This window comes from Sorangium sp. So ce375, assembly GCF_051473855.1.
GTDB lineage: Bacteria > Myxococcota_A > Polyangia > Polyangiales > Polyangiaceae > Sorangium.
Map to the genome: position 1 here is coordinate 9,958,039 of NZ_CP150335.1, position 17,189 is coordinate 9,975,227.

13 protein-coding genes are annotated in these 17,189 nt (G+C 70.3%); 8 read left to right on the forward strand and 5 right to left on the reverse strand.

Going from position 1 to position 17,189, the window contains the following annotated elements; translation table 11 throughout:
- Positions 1-152 precede the first annotated feature (152 nt).
- Complete coding sequence (gene glgC, locus WME90_RS37190; RefSeq protein WP_437276816.1) at positions 153-1,421, reverse strand: glucose-1-phosphate adenylyltransferase; 1,269 nt, start codon at positions 1,419-1,421, stop codon at positions 153-155.
- 536 nt (positions 1,422-1,957) lie between these two features.
- Between glgC and WME90_RS37195 the strand changes: the two genes are divergently transcribed.
- A complete protein-coding gene (locus tag WME90_RS37195; protein WP_437276817.1) occupies positions 1,958-2,662 on the forward strand; it encodes a hypothetical protein in 705 nt (234 codons plus the stop codon).
- A gap of 153 nt (positions 2,663-2,815) precedes the next feature.
- On the opposite strand, the gene WME90_RS37200 is transcribed toward WME90_RS37195, so the two are convergent.
- Together WME90_RS37200 and WME90_RS37205 are read right to left on the reverse strand one after the other, a co-directional pair.
- On the reverse strand, positions 2,816-3,202 hold the full coding sequence (locus WME90_RS37200) for a hypothetical protein (RefSeq protein ID WP_437276818.1): 387 nt from the start codon (positions 3,200-3,202) through the stop codon (positions 2,816-2,818).
- A 96-nt stretch (positions 3,203-3,298) separates the two neighbouring features.
- Positions 3,299-3,667, reverse strand: a complete 369-nt coding sequence (locus WME90_RS37205) for a hypothetical protein (RefSeq protein ID WP_437276819.1) — start codon at positions 3,665-3,667, stop codon at positions 3,299-3,301.
- 227 nt (positions 3,668-3,894) lie between these two features.
- Between WME90_RS37205 and WME90_RS37210 the strand changes: the two genes are divergently transcribed.
- The 5 genes from WME90_RS37210 to WME90_RS37230 all read left to right on the forward strand — a co-directional run bounded on the left by WME90_RS37210 (position 3,895) and on the right by WME90_RS37230 (position 11,071).
- Entirely contained in the window at positions 3,895-5,799 is a 1,905-nt protein-coding gene (locus WME90_RS37210; RefSeq protein WP_437276820.1) for a chloride channel protein, read from the forward strand.
- A gap of 319 nt (positions 5,800-6,118) precedes the next feature.
- Positions 6,119-6,586 carry a response regulator gene (locus WME90_RS37215; RefSeq protein ID WP_437276821.1) on the forward strand — a complete coding sequence of 156 codons (468 nt, stop codon included), beginning with the start codon at positions 6,119-6,121 and terminating at the stop codon, positions 6,584-6,586.
- Positions 6,587-6,639: 53 nt separating this feature from the next.
- Positions 6,640-8,268: a circularly permuted type 2 ATP-grasp protein gene (locus WME90_RS37220; protein ID WP_437276822.1), complete on the forward strand. Its 1,629-nt coding sequence runs from the start codon at positions 6,640-6,642 to the stop codon at positions 8,266-8,268.
- The gene (locus WME90_RS37225) at positions 8,265-9,302 is read left to right on the forward strand and encodes an alpha-E domain-containing protein (protein ID WP_437276823.1); all 1,038 of its coding nucleotides are present in this window, start codon (positions 8,265-8,267) and stop codon (positions 9,300-9,302) included. The genes WME90_RS37220 and WME90_RS37225 overlap by 4 nt, the downstream gene beginning before the upstream one ends.
- 23 nt (positions 9,303-9,325) lie before the next feature.
- The gene (locus tag WME90_RS37230) at positions 9,326-11,071 is read left to right on the forward strand and encodes a class II glutamine amidotransferase (RefSeq protein ID WP_437276824.1); all 1,746 of its coding nucleotides are present in this window, start codon (positions 9,326-9,328) and stop codon (positions 11,069-11,071) included.
- A gap of 166 nt (positions 11,072-11,237) precedes the next feature.
- Here the strand turns inward: WME90_RS37230 and WME90_RS37235 are convergent, their stop codons facing one another.
- Together WME90_RS37235 and WME90_RS37240 are read right to left on the reverse strand one after the other, a co-directional pair.
- Positions 11,238-13,394 (reverse strand): glycosyl hydrolase, encoded by a 2,157-nt coding sequence (locus WME90_RS37235; protein WP_437276825.1) that lies wholly within the window; start codon positions 13,392-13,394, stop codon positions 11,238-11,240.
- Positions 13,395-13,643: 249 nt separating this feature from the next.
- Positions 13,644-14,237, reverse strand: coding sequence for a peroxiredoxin (locus tag WME90_RS37240; RefSeq protein WP_437276826.1), 594 nt, complete (start codon positions 14,235-14,237; stop codon positions 13,644-13,646).
- A 566-nt stretch (positions 14,238-14,803) separates the two neighbouring features.
- Here WME90_RS37240 and WME90_RS37245 point away from each other — a divergent pair.
- Positions 14,804-15,988 (forward strand): acetyl-CoA C-acyltransferase, encoded by a 1,185-nt coding sequence (locus WME90_RS37245; RefSeq protein ID WP_437283710.1) that lies wholly within the window; start codon positions 14,804-14,806, stop codon positions 15,986-15,988.
- A complete protein-coding gene (locus tag WME90_RS37250; RefSeq protein WP_437276827.1) occupies positions 15,985-16,860 on the forward strand; it encodes an MBL fold metallo-hydrolase in 876 nt (291 codons plus the stop codon). The genes WME90_RS37245 and WME90_RS37250 overlap by 4 nt, the downstream gene beginning before the upstream one ends.
- Positions 16,861-17,189 lie beyond the last annotated feature (329 nt).

Genomic DNA, 17,189 nt, shown 5'->3' on the forward strand with positions numbered 1-17,189 from the left:
GCCGCCGCGCGCTGCGATCGGGAATTTTCCTTGTAATTTCAGCCGATTGGATGCCGAGCGCCCGGACGGTGCCGCCGCGGCCGGCGAGCGTTCCGGCCGCGCTCGCAGCGCGGGCGGACGCTGCGCGCCGCGCTGGACCGCGGCCAGGTGCGTCAGGGGGAGTCGATCTTGGCGCGCTTCGGGATCACGACGATCCCCCCCTCGCTGACGAACCACTTCTTGCGGTCCTCCTCGAGGTTGAAGCCGATCTCGGCGCCGGCGGGGATCTCGACGTCCTTGTCGATGATGCAGCGGCGGAGCTTGACGTGGCGCCCGATCTTGACGTCCTCGAACAGCACGCACTCCTCGATGTGGCTGAACGAGTTCACGCGGACCCGGTTCGAGAGCACGCTCCGGTGGATCCTGCCGCCGGAGATGATGCACCCGAGCGAGACAAGGCTGTCCGTGGCGATGCCGACGCGCGCGTTCGCCTCGTCGCGGAAGACGAACTTGGCCGGCGGGTCGTGGCTGATCCCGGTCCGGATCGGCCAGCGCGGGTTGTAGAAATTGAACGCCGGCTGGATGCTGACGAGATCCATCTGGGCCGCCCAGTAGGCGTCGATCGTCCCGATGTCGCGCCAGTACCCCGCGCCCTCGTCCTCGCCGGGCACATGGTTCTCGTGGAAATCGTAGACGTAGACGCGGCTGCCGCTCTGGACCATGCGCGGGATGATGTCGCGCCCGAAATCGTGCGCGCTGTCCTCGGTCGCGGCGTCGTGCTCGAGGACGTCGAGCAGCGCCTTCGTCTTGAAGATGTAGTTGCCCATCGACGCGAGGCACATGCCCGGCCTCCCGGGCATGCTCGGCGGATCCTGCACCTTCTCGTGGAAGGCGATGATGCGCCCCGACTCGTCGCACTCGATGACGCCGAAGGCGCGGGCCTCCTCCTTCGTCACCGGGATGGCAGCGACCGTCACCTCCGCGTCGCGCGACAGGTGATCGTGCAGCATCTGGCGCACGTCCATCTTGTAGACGTGGTCGCCGCCGAAGATGCACAGGTGCTCGGGCGATTCGTCCGTGATGACGTGCTGGGTCTGGTAGACGGCGTCCGCCGACCCCTTGAACCAGCTCTTGCCCGTGCGCTGCTGCGCAGGGACGGTCTCGATGAAGCTGTCGAGCATCGGCGAGAGGCGCCAAGCTCGGGCGATGTGCTCGTCTAGCGACGCGCTCTTGTACTGCGTGAGGATCTTGATGCGGTGCAGGCCGGAGTTGACGAAGTTCGAGAGGACGATGTCGATGATCCGGTAGCGGCCGCCGAACGGCACGGCCGGCTTCGCCCGGTCGTGCGTCAGCGGGCCAAGCCGTCGGCCCTCGCCGCCAGCAAGGATCATCACCAAAACCTTCGACGCTTCGAAAGCGGCGCGCAGGGTCGTCTCGCGCATGGGACGGAGAGGGTACTCGATCGATGTTGCCATCGCGAAGAGCGGAAACGCGTCCTTCGCGTATTCGGGGCAACCCTGGGACGGGGAGAACGCCGCGGAGAGCCGCTGAACCTGGCACGGCCAGGCGTGGCCCGGCCTGATCCGGCCTCGCCTGGCCTCGCCTAGCCGCACGCAAGCGAGCCAGCCGGGTCACGGCCGCGCTCGCCTCTCGCGCCTCTCGCGCTTCTCGCGCCCCGCCATCGGGCGCCGCCCCGGCAGCGGTCCGCCGCGCTCTGCCGCCCTCCGCCGCGCTCTGCCGCCCTCCGCCGCGCTCTGCCGCCCTCCGCCGCGGTGCGCTGCCTCGCGCCGACAGGTGAAGAGAGGGGAACGTCTCCGTTTCTCTTTACGATCGACTCGCGGCCGTGTTAGCCGTTTCCGCCGCCGCGCGCGCATGCGAGAGGCGCCTGACCCGCACGCGGCGCACCGCTGTCCGAGGGCTATTCCAGCGCTGGATCTTTCCTGCTGGAGGTGCCCGTCACGCTGACCTTGGAGATGCCATGAACGCCCGATTCGGTCGAACCCTCCTCGCCGCTATCCTCCTCGTCGCGGGCACTTCAGGGTGCGGAACGGACGAGCAGCCCTACCAGGCAAAGCCCGCCTTCAGCGGCCGCAAAGCGACCCTGCCCGCGGTGCCGACGCTGCCCGCGAAGAACAAGAAGCAGGGCGACGCCTACACGGTCTGGGGCGTCACGCACGACCTCCGGAGCCGCGTCCACTTCGAGGACGTGAACGGCAAGAAGCTCTCCATCGTCGGCTACATCGTCAAGACGAACCTCGCGGAGGCCCCGGCCTGCGCCGTGCACAAGACCGGCAAGGGCGACGCGGCGGACTGCAAGGCGCCGGTCCCGAGCTTCGCGATCGCCGACGAGAAGGGCGAGGCGAAGGACGTGATCGAGGTCATGGGCTGGGCCTCGAACTTCGCGCAGATCTACAGCATGATCGAGGCGATCGACAAAGCGCCTCGCGGCAAGGAGAACGAGGCGAAGCTCACGGACGAGTTCTGGGGCCAGGAGCTGCCGAACCCGATCCCGGCCGTCGGCGCGAAGGTGAAGGTCACCGGCACCTACGGCGTCACGTTCACGAAGTCGACCGGCGGCGCGGCCGCCAACCCGAAGTACGGCATCATGTCCGCGGAGCAGATCGAGTACCTCGAGCCGCCGCCCGAGAAGGCCACCCTCCCCGGCATGAAGCGCCGGCCCTGACGCCGGCGCGCCCGTCGGCGGCGCGCCGGAAGATCGAACCGCCAAGAGCGCCAAGGACGCCGAGAGAGAAGAGATTTTCTCTTCCTCGCGCCTGGCCTCGTGGCGGTGGCTCTCCCCCTCTGCTCTGGCCGCGCGCCGTCGCGTCGGGCCGCTTCACGTGAGAATGGACCGGATCCCGCTGCTCGGCTCGGTCGCCGCCGACTCGATGATGGCGTCGATGAGCAGCCGCCGCGCCGCCTCGTCCTGCACCTCCCGGCGATCGATGCGCACGAGCGACGCGGGTGCCTGGCGGGTGATCGAGTCGAACGCCTCCCGATCGAACCGGTACAGATCCTCCATCACGATCACGGCATAGGGCTGCGAGGCCGCGATCGTCGGCCGGAGCGAGCGCAGATCGCACTCGCGCACGGTCACCCCGAGCCGAGCCCCCGCCTCCCGGCAGGCGGCGACGAGCTCAGCAGGACAGCCGGCCACGATCACGAGCGGAGCGGGCGGAGCGTTCGGGACCACGGCCTTGCGCGGCTTCGTACCGTCCTCCATACACGCCTCAGCGTAGGCCATGAGTCGAGTACGCCGGCAAGGGAATTGTTTCATCAGGCACCACCGGCCAGCGCGGATTCCTTGAGCTTACGGCGATCACCGCACACCGGCGCCCTGCTGGATCTGCCATCCCCGGCCCTCTGCCACACCGATGAAGCGGATCCGCCCGGATCGCTCCATGTCGTCGACAAGCTCCTCCGCCTCGAGCTGGGAAATGTCGATCCGGTCGCAGAGCACGTCCCGAAACCGGGTCTTGCCCGGCACGTAATCGTCGTCGATCAGCGGACCGAGCGTGCCCGCCAGGATCTCGGCGGCCAGGTCGAGCGCCACCACCGGCGTGACGACGGTCTCGGCGGTCGTGCGGACGCTCTCGTCCGTCGTCTGGACGGTCGCGTCGCCCATCGTGACGCTCGCGTCTCCGGTGATGAGGGTGCCGTACTCGGCGGTGTTCCGATCGGTCGTCATGACTCCACCTCGTCCGGGCTCGGGCGGGACCGGAGGCCGCGCCCGCGCCAGGCTTCCTTACGCGCTCATGGAGCGCGGGAGCGCCGATCGGAAGCCGATGTCGAGAGGACGCCTCGAGGGACGCGGATCCTGGCGGCGATTTCAGGCGGCAACCCGCCGAAGATCAGGGATGCTACCGCTCCTGCCAGGCCCATCGCTCGACGGGGGAAGCTCTGGGCCACGAGATCATGATGCAGTCCCGCGAGCACTCCCCATCACGCCCGAGCCGCACGGCGGCGACGCGCACGCCGGTCCCCCGCAGCCGCACGCGGGGGCTCATCGCGTTCCAGCTCGTCGGTCGGGTGCTGCTCCACGCGATCCTCGTCGGCGTGACGGCCGGCGTCGCCGGCTCGCTGTTCTTCGCCGCCCTCGAGCTCGCCGAGCACGAGCTCTTCATCGCGGTCACCGGCTACGCGCCGCTCCGCGCCAAGGGCGAGGCGGTGCTCGCGAGGGCGCACATCGGGGCGTTCCGGCCCTGGCTCGTGCTCGTCATGCCGGCGTTCGGCGCGCTCGTCGGCGGGCTGCTCACGACGACGCTCGCGCCCGAGACCCGCGGAGGCGGCGGCGACGCGTTCATCCGGGCGTTCCACCACATGGGCGGCAACATCCGCAGGCGCGTCCCGGTGGTGAAGGCGCTCGCGTCCATCTTCACGCTCGGCTGCGGCGGGGCCGGCGGGCGCGAGGGGCCGACCATGCAGATCGGCGGCGCGATCGGCTCGATCATCGGGCGGGCCCTCCGGGTGGACACGCGCGAGCGGAGGATCCTGCTCATCGCCGGCGCGGCCGCGGGCATGGCGGCCGTGTTCCGGACGCCGCTCGGGGCCGCGCTCCTCGCCGTCGAGGTGCTGCACCGCGACGACTTCGAGGCCGACGCGCTCGTCCCCTCCATCCTCGCGAGCGTCGTGTCGTACTCCGTCTTCATCTACTTCTTCGGCGAGTCGACCCTCTTCGCGCACGCGCCCCGCTACCCGTTCATCCCGAGCCACCTCCCCCTCTACGCCGCGCTCGCGCTCGTCGTGTCGCTCGTGGCCACCGTGTTCCTCCGGACGCTGCACGCCGTCGAGCACACGGTGCACCGGATCCGGCTGCCGGCCTGGGCGAAGCCCGCGCTCGGCGGCCTCGCGCTCGGCGCGCTCGTGACCCCGCTGCTCATGCTGCTCGGGCCGCGCTTCGACCGGCCTGGGCAGGGGTTCGGGATGCTCGGCGCGGGCTACGGGGCGGCCCAGATCGCGATCACCGGCGCCTCTTGGCTGCCGAGCGGGTGGACGGCGGTGCAGCTCCTGCTCGTGCTGCTCGCCACGAAGATCGTCGCGACCTCGCTCACCGTCGGCTCGGGCGGCAGCGCGGGAGACTTCGGCCCCTCGCTCGTGCTCGGCGCGCTCACGGGCGGCGCCTTCGGGCGCGCGGCGGAGCTCCTCCTCGGCGACCCGCGCATCGACCCCGGCGCGTTCGCGCTCGTCGGGATGGGCACGTTCTACGGCGGGCTCGCGCACGTGCCGATCGCCTCGCTCGTCATGGTCTGCGAGCTCGCCGGCAGCTACGACCTGCTCGTGCCGCTCATGCTCTGCGAGGGCATCGCGTTCGTGGCGCTCAGGCACAGCGCCCTGTACCGCGCGCAGGTCGCGACGAAGCGCGAGTCCCCGGCGCACCAGGGCGAGCTCATCGTCGACGTGCTCCGCAGCGTCCGCGTCGCCGACATCGTCGTCCGCAGCCGCCCGTTCGTGTCGTTCGAGGCGCGGACCCCCGCCTCGATCGTCGTCGAGCGCATCGCGGCGTGCGAGTGGCAGGACACCTTCCCCGTGATCTCCGAGGACGGCAAGGTCATCGGCACCATCGACGCCGAGATCCTCCGCGCCACCGCGACGAGCCCCGAGCTCTCGGGGCTCGCGATCGCGCACGACATGATGGCGAGCCCCGCCTCGGTGAACGAAGCGAAGGATCTGCACCACGCGCTCCAGGTGCTGCTGGAGCTGCGCGTGCGGGAGCTCCTGGTGACCGACGCCGAGGGCAAGATCGTAGGCTTCCTTGACGAATCCGACGTCACGCGCGCTTACCACGACGCCACTGCAGATCTGGAGAGCGCGGGGCAGTAGGAGCACCGAACAGGCGAGGAACGACGCGCGGGACGCTTCCTGGAAATTCGGGAATGGCCAACATTCTGGCGTCCGCGAGGCCGCGCGGGCGGACGCCCGCGTGTCAGGGGCGTTCGCGGCGTTCGCAGACGGATGTCCCGGTCGCGCCGCGCGCCCGCTCGTGACGCGGGCGTAATGACGCAGGCGTGCGGACGTCGCCGCTTTCGGGAGTCTCCTGAGCTTTCAATCTTGGATTCCACGCAGCGACGGAACGGAGCGCGTGGGGAATACTCTCGTTCATTCCTGAAATTCGGGTCCTAAGAGCGCGGGGGAGAACGGCATGCTGGTGGATACGCTCGGAGGTCGGACGGTGCGGCGCAACGCAGAGGCACGAACACGATCGAGCGCGCCGAACAGCCGCGCCAGGCTCGTGGTCGTCGTGGACGACGAGCCGAACATCCAGGAGGTCGTGAGCATGATCTTGGAGAGCGAGGGCGGCTACGAGGTGCGCTGCGCCTCGAACGGCGAGGAGGCGCTGGCGTTGCTCGACCAGATCGCGCCGCCGGATCTGCTCGTCGTCGACATCATGATGCCGGTGATGGACGGGTGGGGTCTCTTGACCGCGCTCCGGCACAACGAGAAGACGGCCCGTATACCAGTCATTGTTTCATCCGCGTCTTCAAAACATGACGCGAAGAGTCTCGGTGTCGCTCGGGTGCTGCCCAAGCCCATCGACTACGACGCCTTCCTGGCCGCCGTCGACGAGCTCACGCGCTCCAGAGAGCGCGAGATCCTCGACGCCGAGTAGGCCCGGGCGATCCGCCGCCCGCGGCACTGCCTCCATCGCGGCAGAAACCGCAAATGGCCCATGGACCTCGAGGGCCGTCCAGCTGTAGCTTCACTCCAGTGTTGGTAGAGAACCCGGGTGCCGGCCTCTTTGCCGGCTACACTCCCCTCCCCGGCGCCTACGACGAGCTGTTTGGTCGAGACGGCGCTCCTCGCCCCGAGTTCCTGCGCACTGCCACGCTCCTCGGCGCGCTCGCGCCGACCGAGTTCGCGCGCGCGCAGCACCTCGCGGAGCTCGCCCTGCTCAACCAGGGCGTCACGTTCTCGGTCTACGCGGATCAGCGCGGCGCGGAGAAGATCTTCCCGCTCTGCCTCGTCCCCCGGATGCTCTCCGCCGCGGACTGGGCGCACATGGAGCGGGGCCTCGAGCAGCGCGTCCGCGCGCTCGGCCTCTTCCTCGACGACGTCTACGGGGACCAGCGCATCCTCAAGGACGAGCGCGTCCCCCGGGACCTCGTGCTCGGCTCCGGGCAGTACCTGAAGCAGGTCCACGGCCTGCGGCCCCCGGGCGGCGTGCGCATCCACATCGCGGGCGTCGACATCATCCGCGATCCGGACGGGACCTTCCGCGTCCTCGAGGACAACCTCCGCACGCCGTCCGGCGTCTCCTACGTCCTGGAGAACCGGCTCATCAGCAAGCGCGTGCTGCCGCACCTGCTCGACAAGGCGCGGGTGCAGCGGGTCGACCACTACCCGGCGCGGCTCGCCGAGACGCTCCGCTCGGTGTCGCCCGTGCCCCCGAGCGGCACGAGCGCCGTCGTGCTCACGCCGGGGCCGTACAACTCGGCCTATTTCGAGCACAGCTTCCTCGCGCGCACGATGGGGCTCGAGCTCGTGCAGGCGCCCGACCTGTTCGTCGATCAGGACCAGGTCTTCGTGCGGACGACGCGCGGCCCCCGCCGGGTCCACGTGATTTACCGCCGCATCGACGAGGCGTTCCTCGACCCCGAGGCCTTCCGCCCCGATAGCCTGCTCGGCGTGCGCGGCCTGATGCGCGCCTACGCCGCCGGCAACGTCGCGCTCGCGAACGCGCCCGGCAACGGCGTGGCCGACGACAAGGCCGTGTACCCCTTCGTGCCGGAGATGATCCGCTACTACCTCGGCGAGGAGCCGATCCTCGATCAGGTCCCCACCTACCTGTGCATGCGCGACGACGATCGCCGCTACGTGCTCGACCACCTCGACCAGCTCGTCGTGAAGGCCGTCGACGAGGCCGGCGGCTACGGCATGCTGATGGGGCCGCAGTCGACCGCGGCGCAGCGGGAGGAGTTCCGCGCGCGCATCCAGGCGACGCCGCGCCGCTACATCGCGCAGCACAGGATCGAGCTCTCGACGAGCCCCACCTGGGACCCGACCGCGAAGGTCGCGGTCCCGCGGCGGCTCGACCTGCGCCCCTACGTGCTGACGGGCCGGGACGGCTCGTGGGTGCTGCCCGGCGGGCTCACGCGCGTCGCGCTGGTGGCCGGCTCGTACGTCGTCAACTCGAGCCAGGGCGGGGGCTCGAAGGACACCTGGGTCCTGAAGGGCCCAGGGGAGAGCGCGCAGCGCGCGCCCTCGGTCGGCGCTCCCGACGCGGGCCCCGCCGCCGCGAACAACGACCCTCCCGGCGCGGCGCCGGGCTCCGACCCCCCGGAGGCCACGTGATCTCCCGCGTCGCTGATCACTGCTTCTGGTTCGGCCGCTACCTCGAGCGGACCGAGAACATGGCCCGCATCCTCGCCGTCACGCAGAACCTCGCGCTCGACGCCGAGATCCCGGCGCAGCAGTGCTGGCTGCCGGTCATCATCGTGGCCGGGCAGAAGGCGCACTTCGGGGCCGAGTACGGCGAGGAGGCCGCGGCCGACGGCGAGCTCGTGCAGCGCTACATGAGCTTCGACGAGGACAACACGACGAGCCTCCGCCGCTCGATCACGGCCGCCCGCTGGAACGCGCGGTCCATCCGCGAGGTCGTCAGCCTCGAGACGTGGGAGACGGTCAACGAGCTCCACCTCTGGGTGAACGGCGAGGAGGCGCGGGAGGAGTTCAGGTCGAGCCGCTACGCGTTCTACCGGCGCGTACGCCAGATCACACAGCTCTGCCTCGGGCTCACGCAGAGCACGATGCTCCAGGACACGCCGCTCGATTTCATCTGGCTCGGCGTGCTGCTCGAGCGCGTCGGCCAGACCGCGCGCACGCTCGACGTGCACCACCACGCCCTGACCAACCTGCCGCCGCCGCCGCCGTCGGAGGTGAGCGAGCAGGCGCAGGGCGCGCTGCGCAGGCAGCACCGGGTCGTGGAGACGGCGCTCTGGCTCTCGCTCCTCCGCGCCTGCTCCGGGTTCGAGCCGTTCATGAAGCTCAACCAGGGTCATGTGACCGAGCAGGCCGTCGCCCAGTTCCTCCTGTACGAGCCGCGCTTCCCGCGCTCGATCCGGCACTGCGTCCACGCGGCGTTCGCTCGCCTCTGCGAGATCCGGCCGCCGGACAGCGTGGCGCTCCCGGGCGGCGAGAGCCTGGAGCGGCTCCACCTCCTGCACCAGTGGGTGGCCGACAGGGCGACGGAGCCGTTCGATCCGATGGCGGTCCACGCGGCGCTCACCCATGTGGTCGACGAGACGGCGATGATCTGCGACGGTATCGGTCGCGAGCTGCTCGGTTACGAGCCGCCCGACAGTACCCCCACGATCACGAGCCAGTAGCCGCCAGAGTCGCCGAAGCACCCATGCCGAATCTCCTCGCGATGTCGTTCGAGGGCGAGCTCGCCCCCTGTTTCGATCTCACCTGCCTGCGCCCCGGGCGCAAACTGCCTGACGGCTGGGGCATCGGCTACTACCCCGGCGGCGAGCCGAGCGCCTCGGTGCTCAAGGAGCCGGCGCCGCCGCAGGGGAGCATCCGCAGCGAGCTCGTGAAGGCGTGGGAGCACCTCGAGTCGTCGCTGCTCGTGCTGCACATCCGCACGGCGACGTGGGGCAGCGTCAACGACGCCAACACGCAGCCGTTCAGCCGGAGCTGGGGCGGGCGCGACTGGCTGTTCGCGCACAGCGGCAGCCTCGTCGATCGGATCGAGGTCGATCCGAAATCGCTCTTCCAGCCGGTCGGCTCGACGGACACGGAGCTCATCCTGTGCGAGCTCCTGCGCTGGATGGCGTCGGAGGGCCTCCGGAGCATCGGCGACATCGATCCGGCGGTGCTGCGTGACTGGTTCGACGAGATGAATGAGCACGGCCCCCTCACGTCGGTCCTGGCCGACGGCCGCGATCTCGTCGTCTACGCGGATCGCGATCGCGAGGGGGACGCGTTCCTGTGGGAGGTGCTGCCGCCGTACGAGCGCCTCGCGTTCGGGGACGACGATCTCGAGGTCGACCTGACGCGCCGGGGGGTCAAGAGCCGCAAGGGCGTCATCGTGTCGTCCGAGGAGCTCAAGGTCCACGCGGGCGGCCGGCCGGCGTCCTGGAAGCGCGTGCCGCCGGGGCACCTCGTGGTGCTGCGGCAGGGGGCGCTGCGGGCCACGGCGACCCCGCGCACCGACCGGCGCAAGGCGTCGGCCTCCGTGCCGCCGCTCTCGTCGCGCCCGGTCCGCCGCCCCGTGCACGCGGCCATCCGCCGCTTCCAGGTCGTGCATCGCACGTCGTACCACTACGCGACCCCTGTGGAGCGCAGCACGCACCTCCTGCGGTTGACGCCGGCGCACGACCGGATGCAGTCGCTGCTGCACAACGAGATCCACGTGTCGGTCGAGGGCCAGCACCGCGAGTACGACGACGTCTTCGGCAACCGCGCGCGGCGGGTGCTGCTCGACACGCCGTTCCATGACCTCGTCATCGAGTCGAGGTCGCGGGTGGAGCTGCTCGACACCGACCCGCTGAGCTTCCGCCCGCTGCGCGCCCGGTCGACGATCCCGCTCGTGTGGATGCCGTGGCAGCGCCAGATCCTGCAGCCGTTCCTCCTGCCGCCGGAGCTGGCGGAGAGCGAGCTCGCGGAGCTCATCGAGTACGCGATGACCTTCGTGGAGCGGAACGGCTACGATCTGCTCGACACGCTGCTCGATCTGAACGCGTCGATCTTCGAGGAGTACGAGTACAAGCAGGGGTCGACAAACCTGTTCACGACGGCGTTCGACGTGTACGCGAACCGCCGCGGCGTGTGCCAGGACTTCACGAACCTGTTCATCTGTCTGACGCGGCTGCTCGGCGTGCCGTCGCGCTACGTGTGCGGCTACATCTACACGGGGCCGAAGCACGAGAACCAGCGGCAGAGCGAGGCCTCGCACGCCTGGGTCCAGGTGTACCTGCCGGAGATCGGGTGGAAGGGCTTCGACCCGACGAACGGCATCCTGACGCAGACCGACCACATCCGCGTCGCGGTCGGGCGCAACTACGTGGACGCCACGCCGACCTCGGGCACGATCTACGTGGGAGGCGGGGCGGAGCGCCTCGCGGTCGACGTGCGGGTCGAGCCCATCGATTGAGGGCGCGGCCCTGAAGCATTCCCTCGAATTTGCCGGGGGGGGGAATTCACAGGGAGGCGGGGAGACGGGGAGTGAACTCCCATCAATCTCCCCGCCTCCCCGCCTCCCTGTTCAATCTCTTTAAAAATGCCGATTCAATGAGGGGATTCGGCGGGGGGCGGCAGGCTCAGGGCCGCGTGGCGATCCAGTAGAGGAGCGCCGTCTTGCTGAGGCCGTCGTCGAGCTCGGTGAGCGCCTGCGCGTCCTCCCAGGCAGCCTCCTTGTCGACGGTCGCGTGCGCCGCGATCAGGAACGCTTTCCAGGGGTCCGCGGCGTCCTGCGTGGAGTCCGAGATCGCGGGCCACGCGTCCTGGATCCAGTCCTTGGAGATGAGCGACTCCGAGATGGGCGTGATCGGGAGGATCTGGATCCCATAGACGTACTCGGGGTTGGCCCCGAACCACGTGCCGAAGTCGGCCTTCGTCGACCACAGGACGCCGACAGCGCCCTTGTCCTTGAACGGCTCGGGGTAAACGGTGCTGTCCGCGGTGATCTGCCAGTAGGTCTGCGCCGAGGACGTCTCCATGGCGAGGAGCACCCGGCCGAGGTTCTCCACGTCCTTGTTCTCGAGCGCCTCGCCGAGGAGCTGCATGCTGTACCAGGCGTTGACGGCCTCGGAGGTCGACTCCTGGTTGCGGCCGTCCGCGAACGGGAACAGCCCCGACGCCCACGAGTGGCCCCTGAACCAATCCATGTGGCGGAACGGCGTGAAGAATTTGTCCTTGGCGCTCGGGTTCGCGATGTCCCGGACGAGCCAGAGCGCCTTCTCCCCGTACTCCTCGCGCCACGCCTCATCGCTCTTCGCCAGCACGGCGGCGGCGTAGAGGAAGTAGCCGTAATGGAAGTGGTGATCGTTGTAGTAGCCCTGTCCGAAATCGGCGGAGTCGCTCTCCAGGCCCTTTGTCGTCACGAGGCCGCCCCAGGTCGTGTCGTAGACGAGGGGGTTCTCGTTCTCGCCCTTGAGCCACGGGTTGATGCGGGACTTGAGCCGCGCCCTGAGCTCCTCGGCGAGATCCGTCTTGCCGACCACCTCGGCGATCTGCGCGAGGCGCGCGAGCTTCGCGATCTGCTTGCCGCCGAAATAAGGGTCTGTCCCGACGACCGTCGCGACGGGCATGAACCCCTTCTCCTCCTCGAGGGCGGCGACGACATCCTCGCCCCACTGGTCCGAGACGCGGCGCGGCGCGTCCCAGCCGATCGTGCTGAGCGGGTAAATGAGCTCCCAGCTCGCGCCGGAGACGCCCTTCATGTCGCCGATCACGGTCGGGTACGAGATGTCCGCCGACTTCAACATCGTGAGGTGCTTGTCGTGGTGCGGCAGCGCCATGGTCAGGAGATCGCCCTCACCCTCCGTCTTCCAGACGAAGCGCACCGTGGCGGTGTCCTCGGTGACCGACGCCTCGATGTCGCCGCCGACCGGGATGACAGCGGCGTGCTCGTCGAGCGTCTCCGCGGCGTTCGGCCCGGCGACGAGCGCGAGGCGGAGCGAGCCCTCGTACGGCGCGTCCGCCGCCATCGAGAGGGCGTCCCACTCGAGGCTGATCTCGGGGAACGCATAGAGGACCCACGTCTGGCCGTTGTTGAGCGAGATCTCGAATCGGTCCGACGTGACCGTGGTGGGGCTCGTCGATCCGCCGTTGACCGAGGTGATCGCCACGCCGTCGCCGGCGCGGAGGGACGGGGCGAGCCCGTCGTACGTGGCCGTCACGTACGGCATCCCGTACACGATGGGCGCCGTCATCGTGCCGCCCTCGGCCGCCCACTCCACGGTGACCGAGAGGGGATCGGCCGACTTGACGGTGTGTCCCCTGAAGGGCTGGCGCGCGCTGAGCGCGAGCTGCGACACGTCCGCCGAGGTGACGGACGTGGCCGCCACCGCGACGTCCGGCCGGGAGATCGACAGCGCCTGTCCGAGCGCCTTGAGGTCATACGGCGCGGCGTTGATCCGCTGATCACCCTCGCCGACCGCGAAGTTCATCCAGGTGGCGTTCGTGGGGAGCGGGGCCTTGAGATCGGCCAGCACGGCGCCCGGCGCGAGCGGGTGCTCCACCTCCATGAACTCCGGATCGACGTCCGACAGCGGCTTGCTGCGGTCGAGATCCCACGTCTCGACCTGCACGCCGCCGCCGTCGCCGCCGCCGCTGCCGCCGCCCCCCCCGCTGCCCCCGCCGCCCTCGCCCTCGGTCACCTTGGGCGGCGGCTCGTCGTCGCCGCAGGCGACGATCGCGGAGAGGCAGCTCAGCAAAGCAAAAGTCCGTAGCATCGGATGCTTCAACATCATCATTAGGCTCCTCGCTCCAGCGCTCATCGCTCCACCTGCCACGAGGCGGATCGAGAGATGAGCCCTGGTGTCGTGGCAATTTCACCGATTTGCAAGCAACGGTACAGATTCTTTCATGAAGCGCGGGGCCCGTCCAGCTCAGCGAGCGCGCCGTCCCCGCGCCCGAGGCCCTCGCGATGGCATCCATCAGGCGATCGCCGGCGCGCACCCCGCGAGTCGGCTATGTCGTTGTCCGACGGTTCATGCGGTTCCTTATCGAGTCTTCGCAGGCGCCTTGGCCGCGCTCTTCGCAGGCGCCTTGGCCGCTCTCTTCGCAGGCGCCTTGGCCGCGCTCTTCGCGTTCGTCCGCGCGCCGGGTGCGGGCGGCGCGGGCGGCGCCTCACGGCCACCGCCGCGCACGAGCGCGAGCACCTCGTCCGCGTGTCCGTCGACCTTCACGGCGCTGAAGGCGTGCTTCACGGCCCGGTCGGGGCCGATGACGAAGGTGCTCCGGATCGTGCCCATCACCTTCTTGCCGTACATCGACTTCTCGCCGTAGACGCCGTAGGCGTTGTGCGCGGCGAGATCCGGATCGCTGAGGAGCGTCACGCCGAGATCGTATTTGTCCCTGAACTTCCGGTGGCGTTCGACGGAGTCGCGGGAGACGCCGAGCACGACGGCGCCGGCCTCGGTGAACGCGCGCAGAGCGCCGGAGAAGGCCTGGGCCTCCCGTGTGCAGCCTGGCGTGTCGTCCTTTGGATAGAAGTAGAGGACGACCGTCTTGCCCGGGAAATCCGCGAGGCTCACCGTCTTGCCGCTGTCGCTCTCGAGAGAGAAATCGGGGGCACGATCGCCTGCATTCACCATCGCTCGCTCGCTCCTTGTCCGTTCGGGCACAGGGAGGACAGCCCCCCTTCCCCATCGGCGCGCACGATAACACGCGCCGTCCCCGGCGTACCACATCGAGCCCCCCGACCCGCGCCCCGTGCGCGCCGCGCCGAGGCGCCGAGTCGGCGGGCCTCTCCCCGGACGGCGCGGGCGCTCAGGGCCAGCCTGGATCCGGCTCGGGCGGAGGTTGGATTCCGTCCGAGCTTGGCCGCACGACGACTGCGCTGCTCGGCCTGTTTCCCGCGGCTTCGCGCGCCGCCGCGGCGCCCGCGCCGCGAGCCGCGGCGCGCGGCGGCTGGATGGAGACTCACCGTCTCGAGGGAATCGCGAGCAGCAGGGGCGTGAAGAGCCCGGCCGGCGGAGCGAGGCAGGGGCGATCGATGTGAACCCGCGAACCGAACGAACGGCACGGGGAACCGCGCAGGCAGCGGAGCGTCCCGGGGCCGGCTTGCCCCCCCAGGGCAACCGAGGTACCCAAGGCACATTCGCAAGGCGCATGGACAGCGTCATCGAATGAAATGGCATCAGCGCTGCTGGAGGAGATCATGACCCTGCCCGTCCCCGTGTACATCGTCGCAGCGGCCCGGACGCCGATCGGCGCGTTCCAGGGCGCACTCTCGCCCTTGCCCGCCCCCCGCCTGGGCGAGGTCGCCATCCGGGCGGCGCTCGAGCGGGCAAAGCTGTCTCCGGAGGCCGTCGAGGAGGTGTTCCTCGGCAATGTCCTGTCCGCGGGCATCGGGCAGGCTCCGGCCCGGCAGGCCGCCATCTTCGCCGGCATCCCGAGCAAGGTGCCGGCCACCACCGTGAGCAAGGTCTGCGGCTCGGGCCTCCAGGCCGTCATCTTCGGCGCGAAGACGGTGGCGCTCGGCGACGCGGACGTCGTCGTCGCCGGCGGCATGGAGTCGATGTCGAACGTGCCCTACTACCTCCCCCAGGCGCGCTCCGGCTACCGCATGGGCGACGGCAAGCTCGTGGACGGCATGATCCACGACGGGCTGTGGGACCCGTACGGCAACTTCCACATGGGCGCCGCGGGCGAGGCGTGCGCCAAGGAGCACGGCTTCTCGCGGGAGGCGCAGGACGAGTACGCGAAGGAGAGCTTCCGCCGCGCGCTCGCGGCGCAGCGCGAGGGGCTCTTCGCCGCGGAGATCGCGCCCGTCTCCGTCCCGCAGAAGAAGGGCGACGCGGTGGTGGTGAAGGAGGACGAGGGCCCGCCGGCCGGCAAGCCCGAGAAGTTCGCGTCCCTGAGGCCCGCCTTCCAGAAGGACGGGACGATCACCGCGGCGAACGCGTCGTCGATCAACGACGGCGCGAGCGCGCTCGTCCTGGCGAGCGAGCGCGCCGTCAAGGAGCACAAGCTCACGCCGCTCGCGCGGATCGTCGGCTACGGCGGCGCCGCGCAGGCGCCCGAGTGGTTCACGACGGCGCCGGCCGCGGCCATCGCGAACACCACGAAGAAGCTCGGCATCCCCACGGACCAGATCGACCTCTTCGAGGTGAACGAGGCGTTCGCGGTGGTGGCGCTCGCGGTGAACAAGCTGTCCGGGCTCGACGCCCAGAAGGTCAACGTCCGCGGCGGCGCGGTCGCGCTCGGCCACCCGATCGGCGCCAGCGGGGCGCGCATCCTGACGACGCTGCTCTTCGCCATGAAGGACCGGAACGCGAAGCGCGGCCTGGCCACGCTCTGCATCGGCGGCGGCGAGGCGCTCGCGGTCGTCGTGGAGCGGTGATCCGCCCGCAGCCCGTCGGGCCCGGCGTGCGCGGCGTGGAGGCCTTCCCCGCGCGCACGCCGACCCTGCCCCCCGCGACCCACACGGCCAGCTACGCGCTCGGCGGCGGCGAGGTGCTGCTCGTCGAGCCGGCCACGCCGTACGACGACGAGCGCCGCGAGTGGCTCGCGTGGGCGCGCGGCTTTGCCTCCCAGGGGCGGTCGCTCGTGGCGATCGCGGTGACCCACCACCACGCCGACCACGTCGGGGGCGCGCGCTTCTTCGCGGCCGAGCTCGGCTTGCCGGTCTGGGCGCACGCCGAGGCGGCCCCGCGCCTGCCGGGCGTCCCGGTCGCGCGCCGCCTCGCGGACGGGGAGGTGCTGCGGCTCGGCGGGCCGGAGCCGATGGCGCTGCGGGTGCTCCACACGCCGGGGCACGCGCCGGACCACCTCTGCTTCCTCGACGAGGCGCAGGGCGCCCTTGTCTGCGGCGACATGGTGGCTGGCGTCGGGACCATCCTTATCGATCCCCGGGAGGGCGATATGGCGGAGTACCTCGCGCAGATCGAGCGGCTCGCGGGGCTCGGCGCCCGGATCGCGCTGCCGGCGCACGGCGGGCCGATCGACGCGCCGGAGGCGCTGTTCCGGCGCTACATCGCGCACCGGCTGGGGAGGGAGCAGCAGGTGGTCGCAGCGCTCGAGGCGGCCGGCGCGGGGGGCGCGGGCGGCGCGACGCTCGACGCGCTCTTGCCGGTGGCCTACGCGGACACGCCGCCCTTCCTCTGGCCGCTCGCGCGGCTGAGCCTGGAAGCGCACCTGATCAAGCTGGAGCGCGAGGGGCGGGCGTTGCGCCACGAGGACCGATGGCGGCGCGCGGCGCGGAGCGGCGCCTGACCGCGCGCCGCGCGGAGCGGGATCACTGCGAGGAGGCGTCGCGCAGGTGTTCGCCGTCGTACCCGGCGGTGCAGCGCCGCGAGGGTGCCTGGCGACGCCGGGGCGGAGCTCTGGACGCCGCTCGGTAGGTCGCGAAGCGAGCGGAATCGCGGAGAGACGAGCGGAGTCGCGTCCAGCCTGCTCCTAGAACATCGATCACGTTGAAACCCGGAGAATTTTCACAGGGAGGCGGGGAGGCGGGGAGGAAGAAAGAAAATGAATTTCTCCCTCTTGCCGTCTCTCGCTCCCCGCCTCCCCGCCTCCCCGTGAAATTCCTGCTTTTTCTCGTG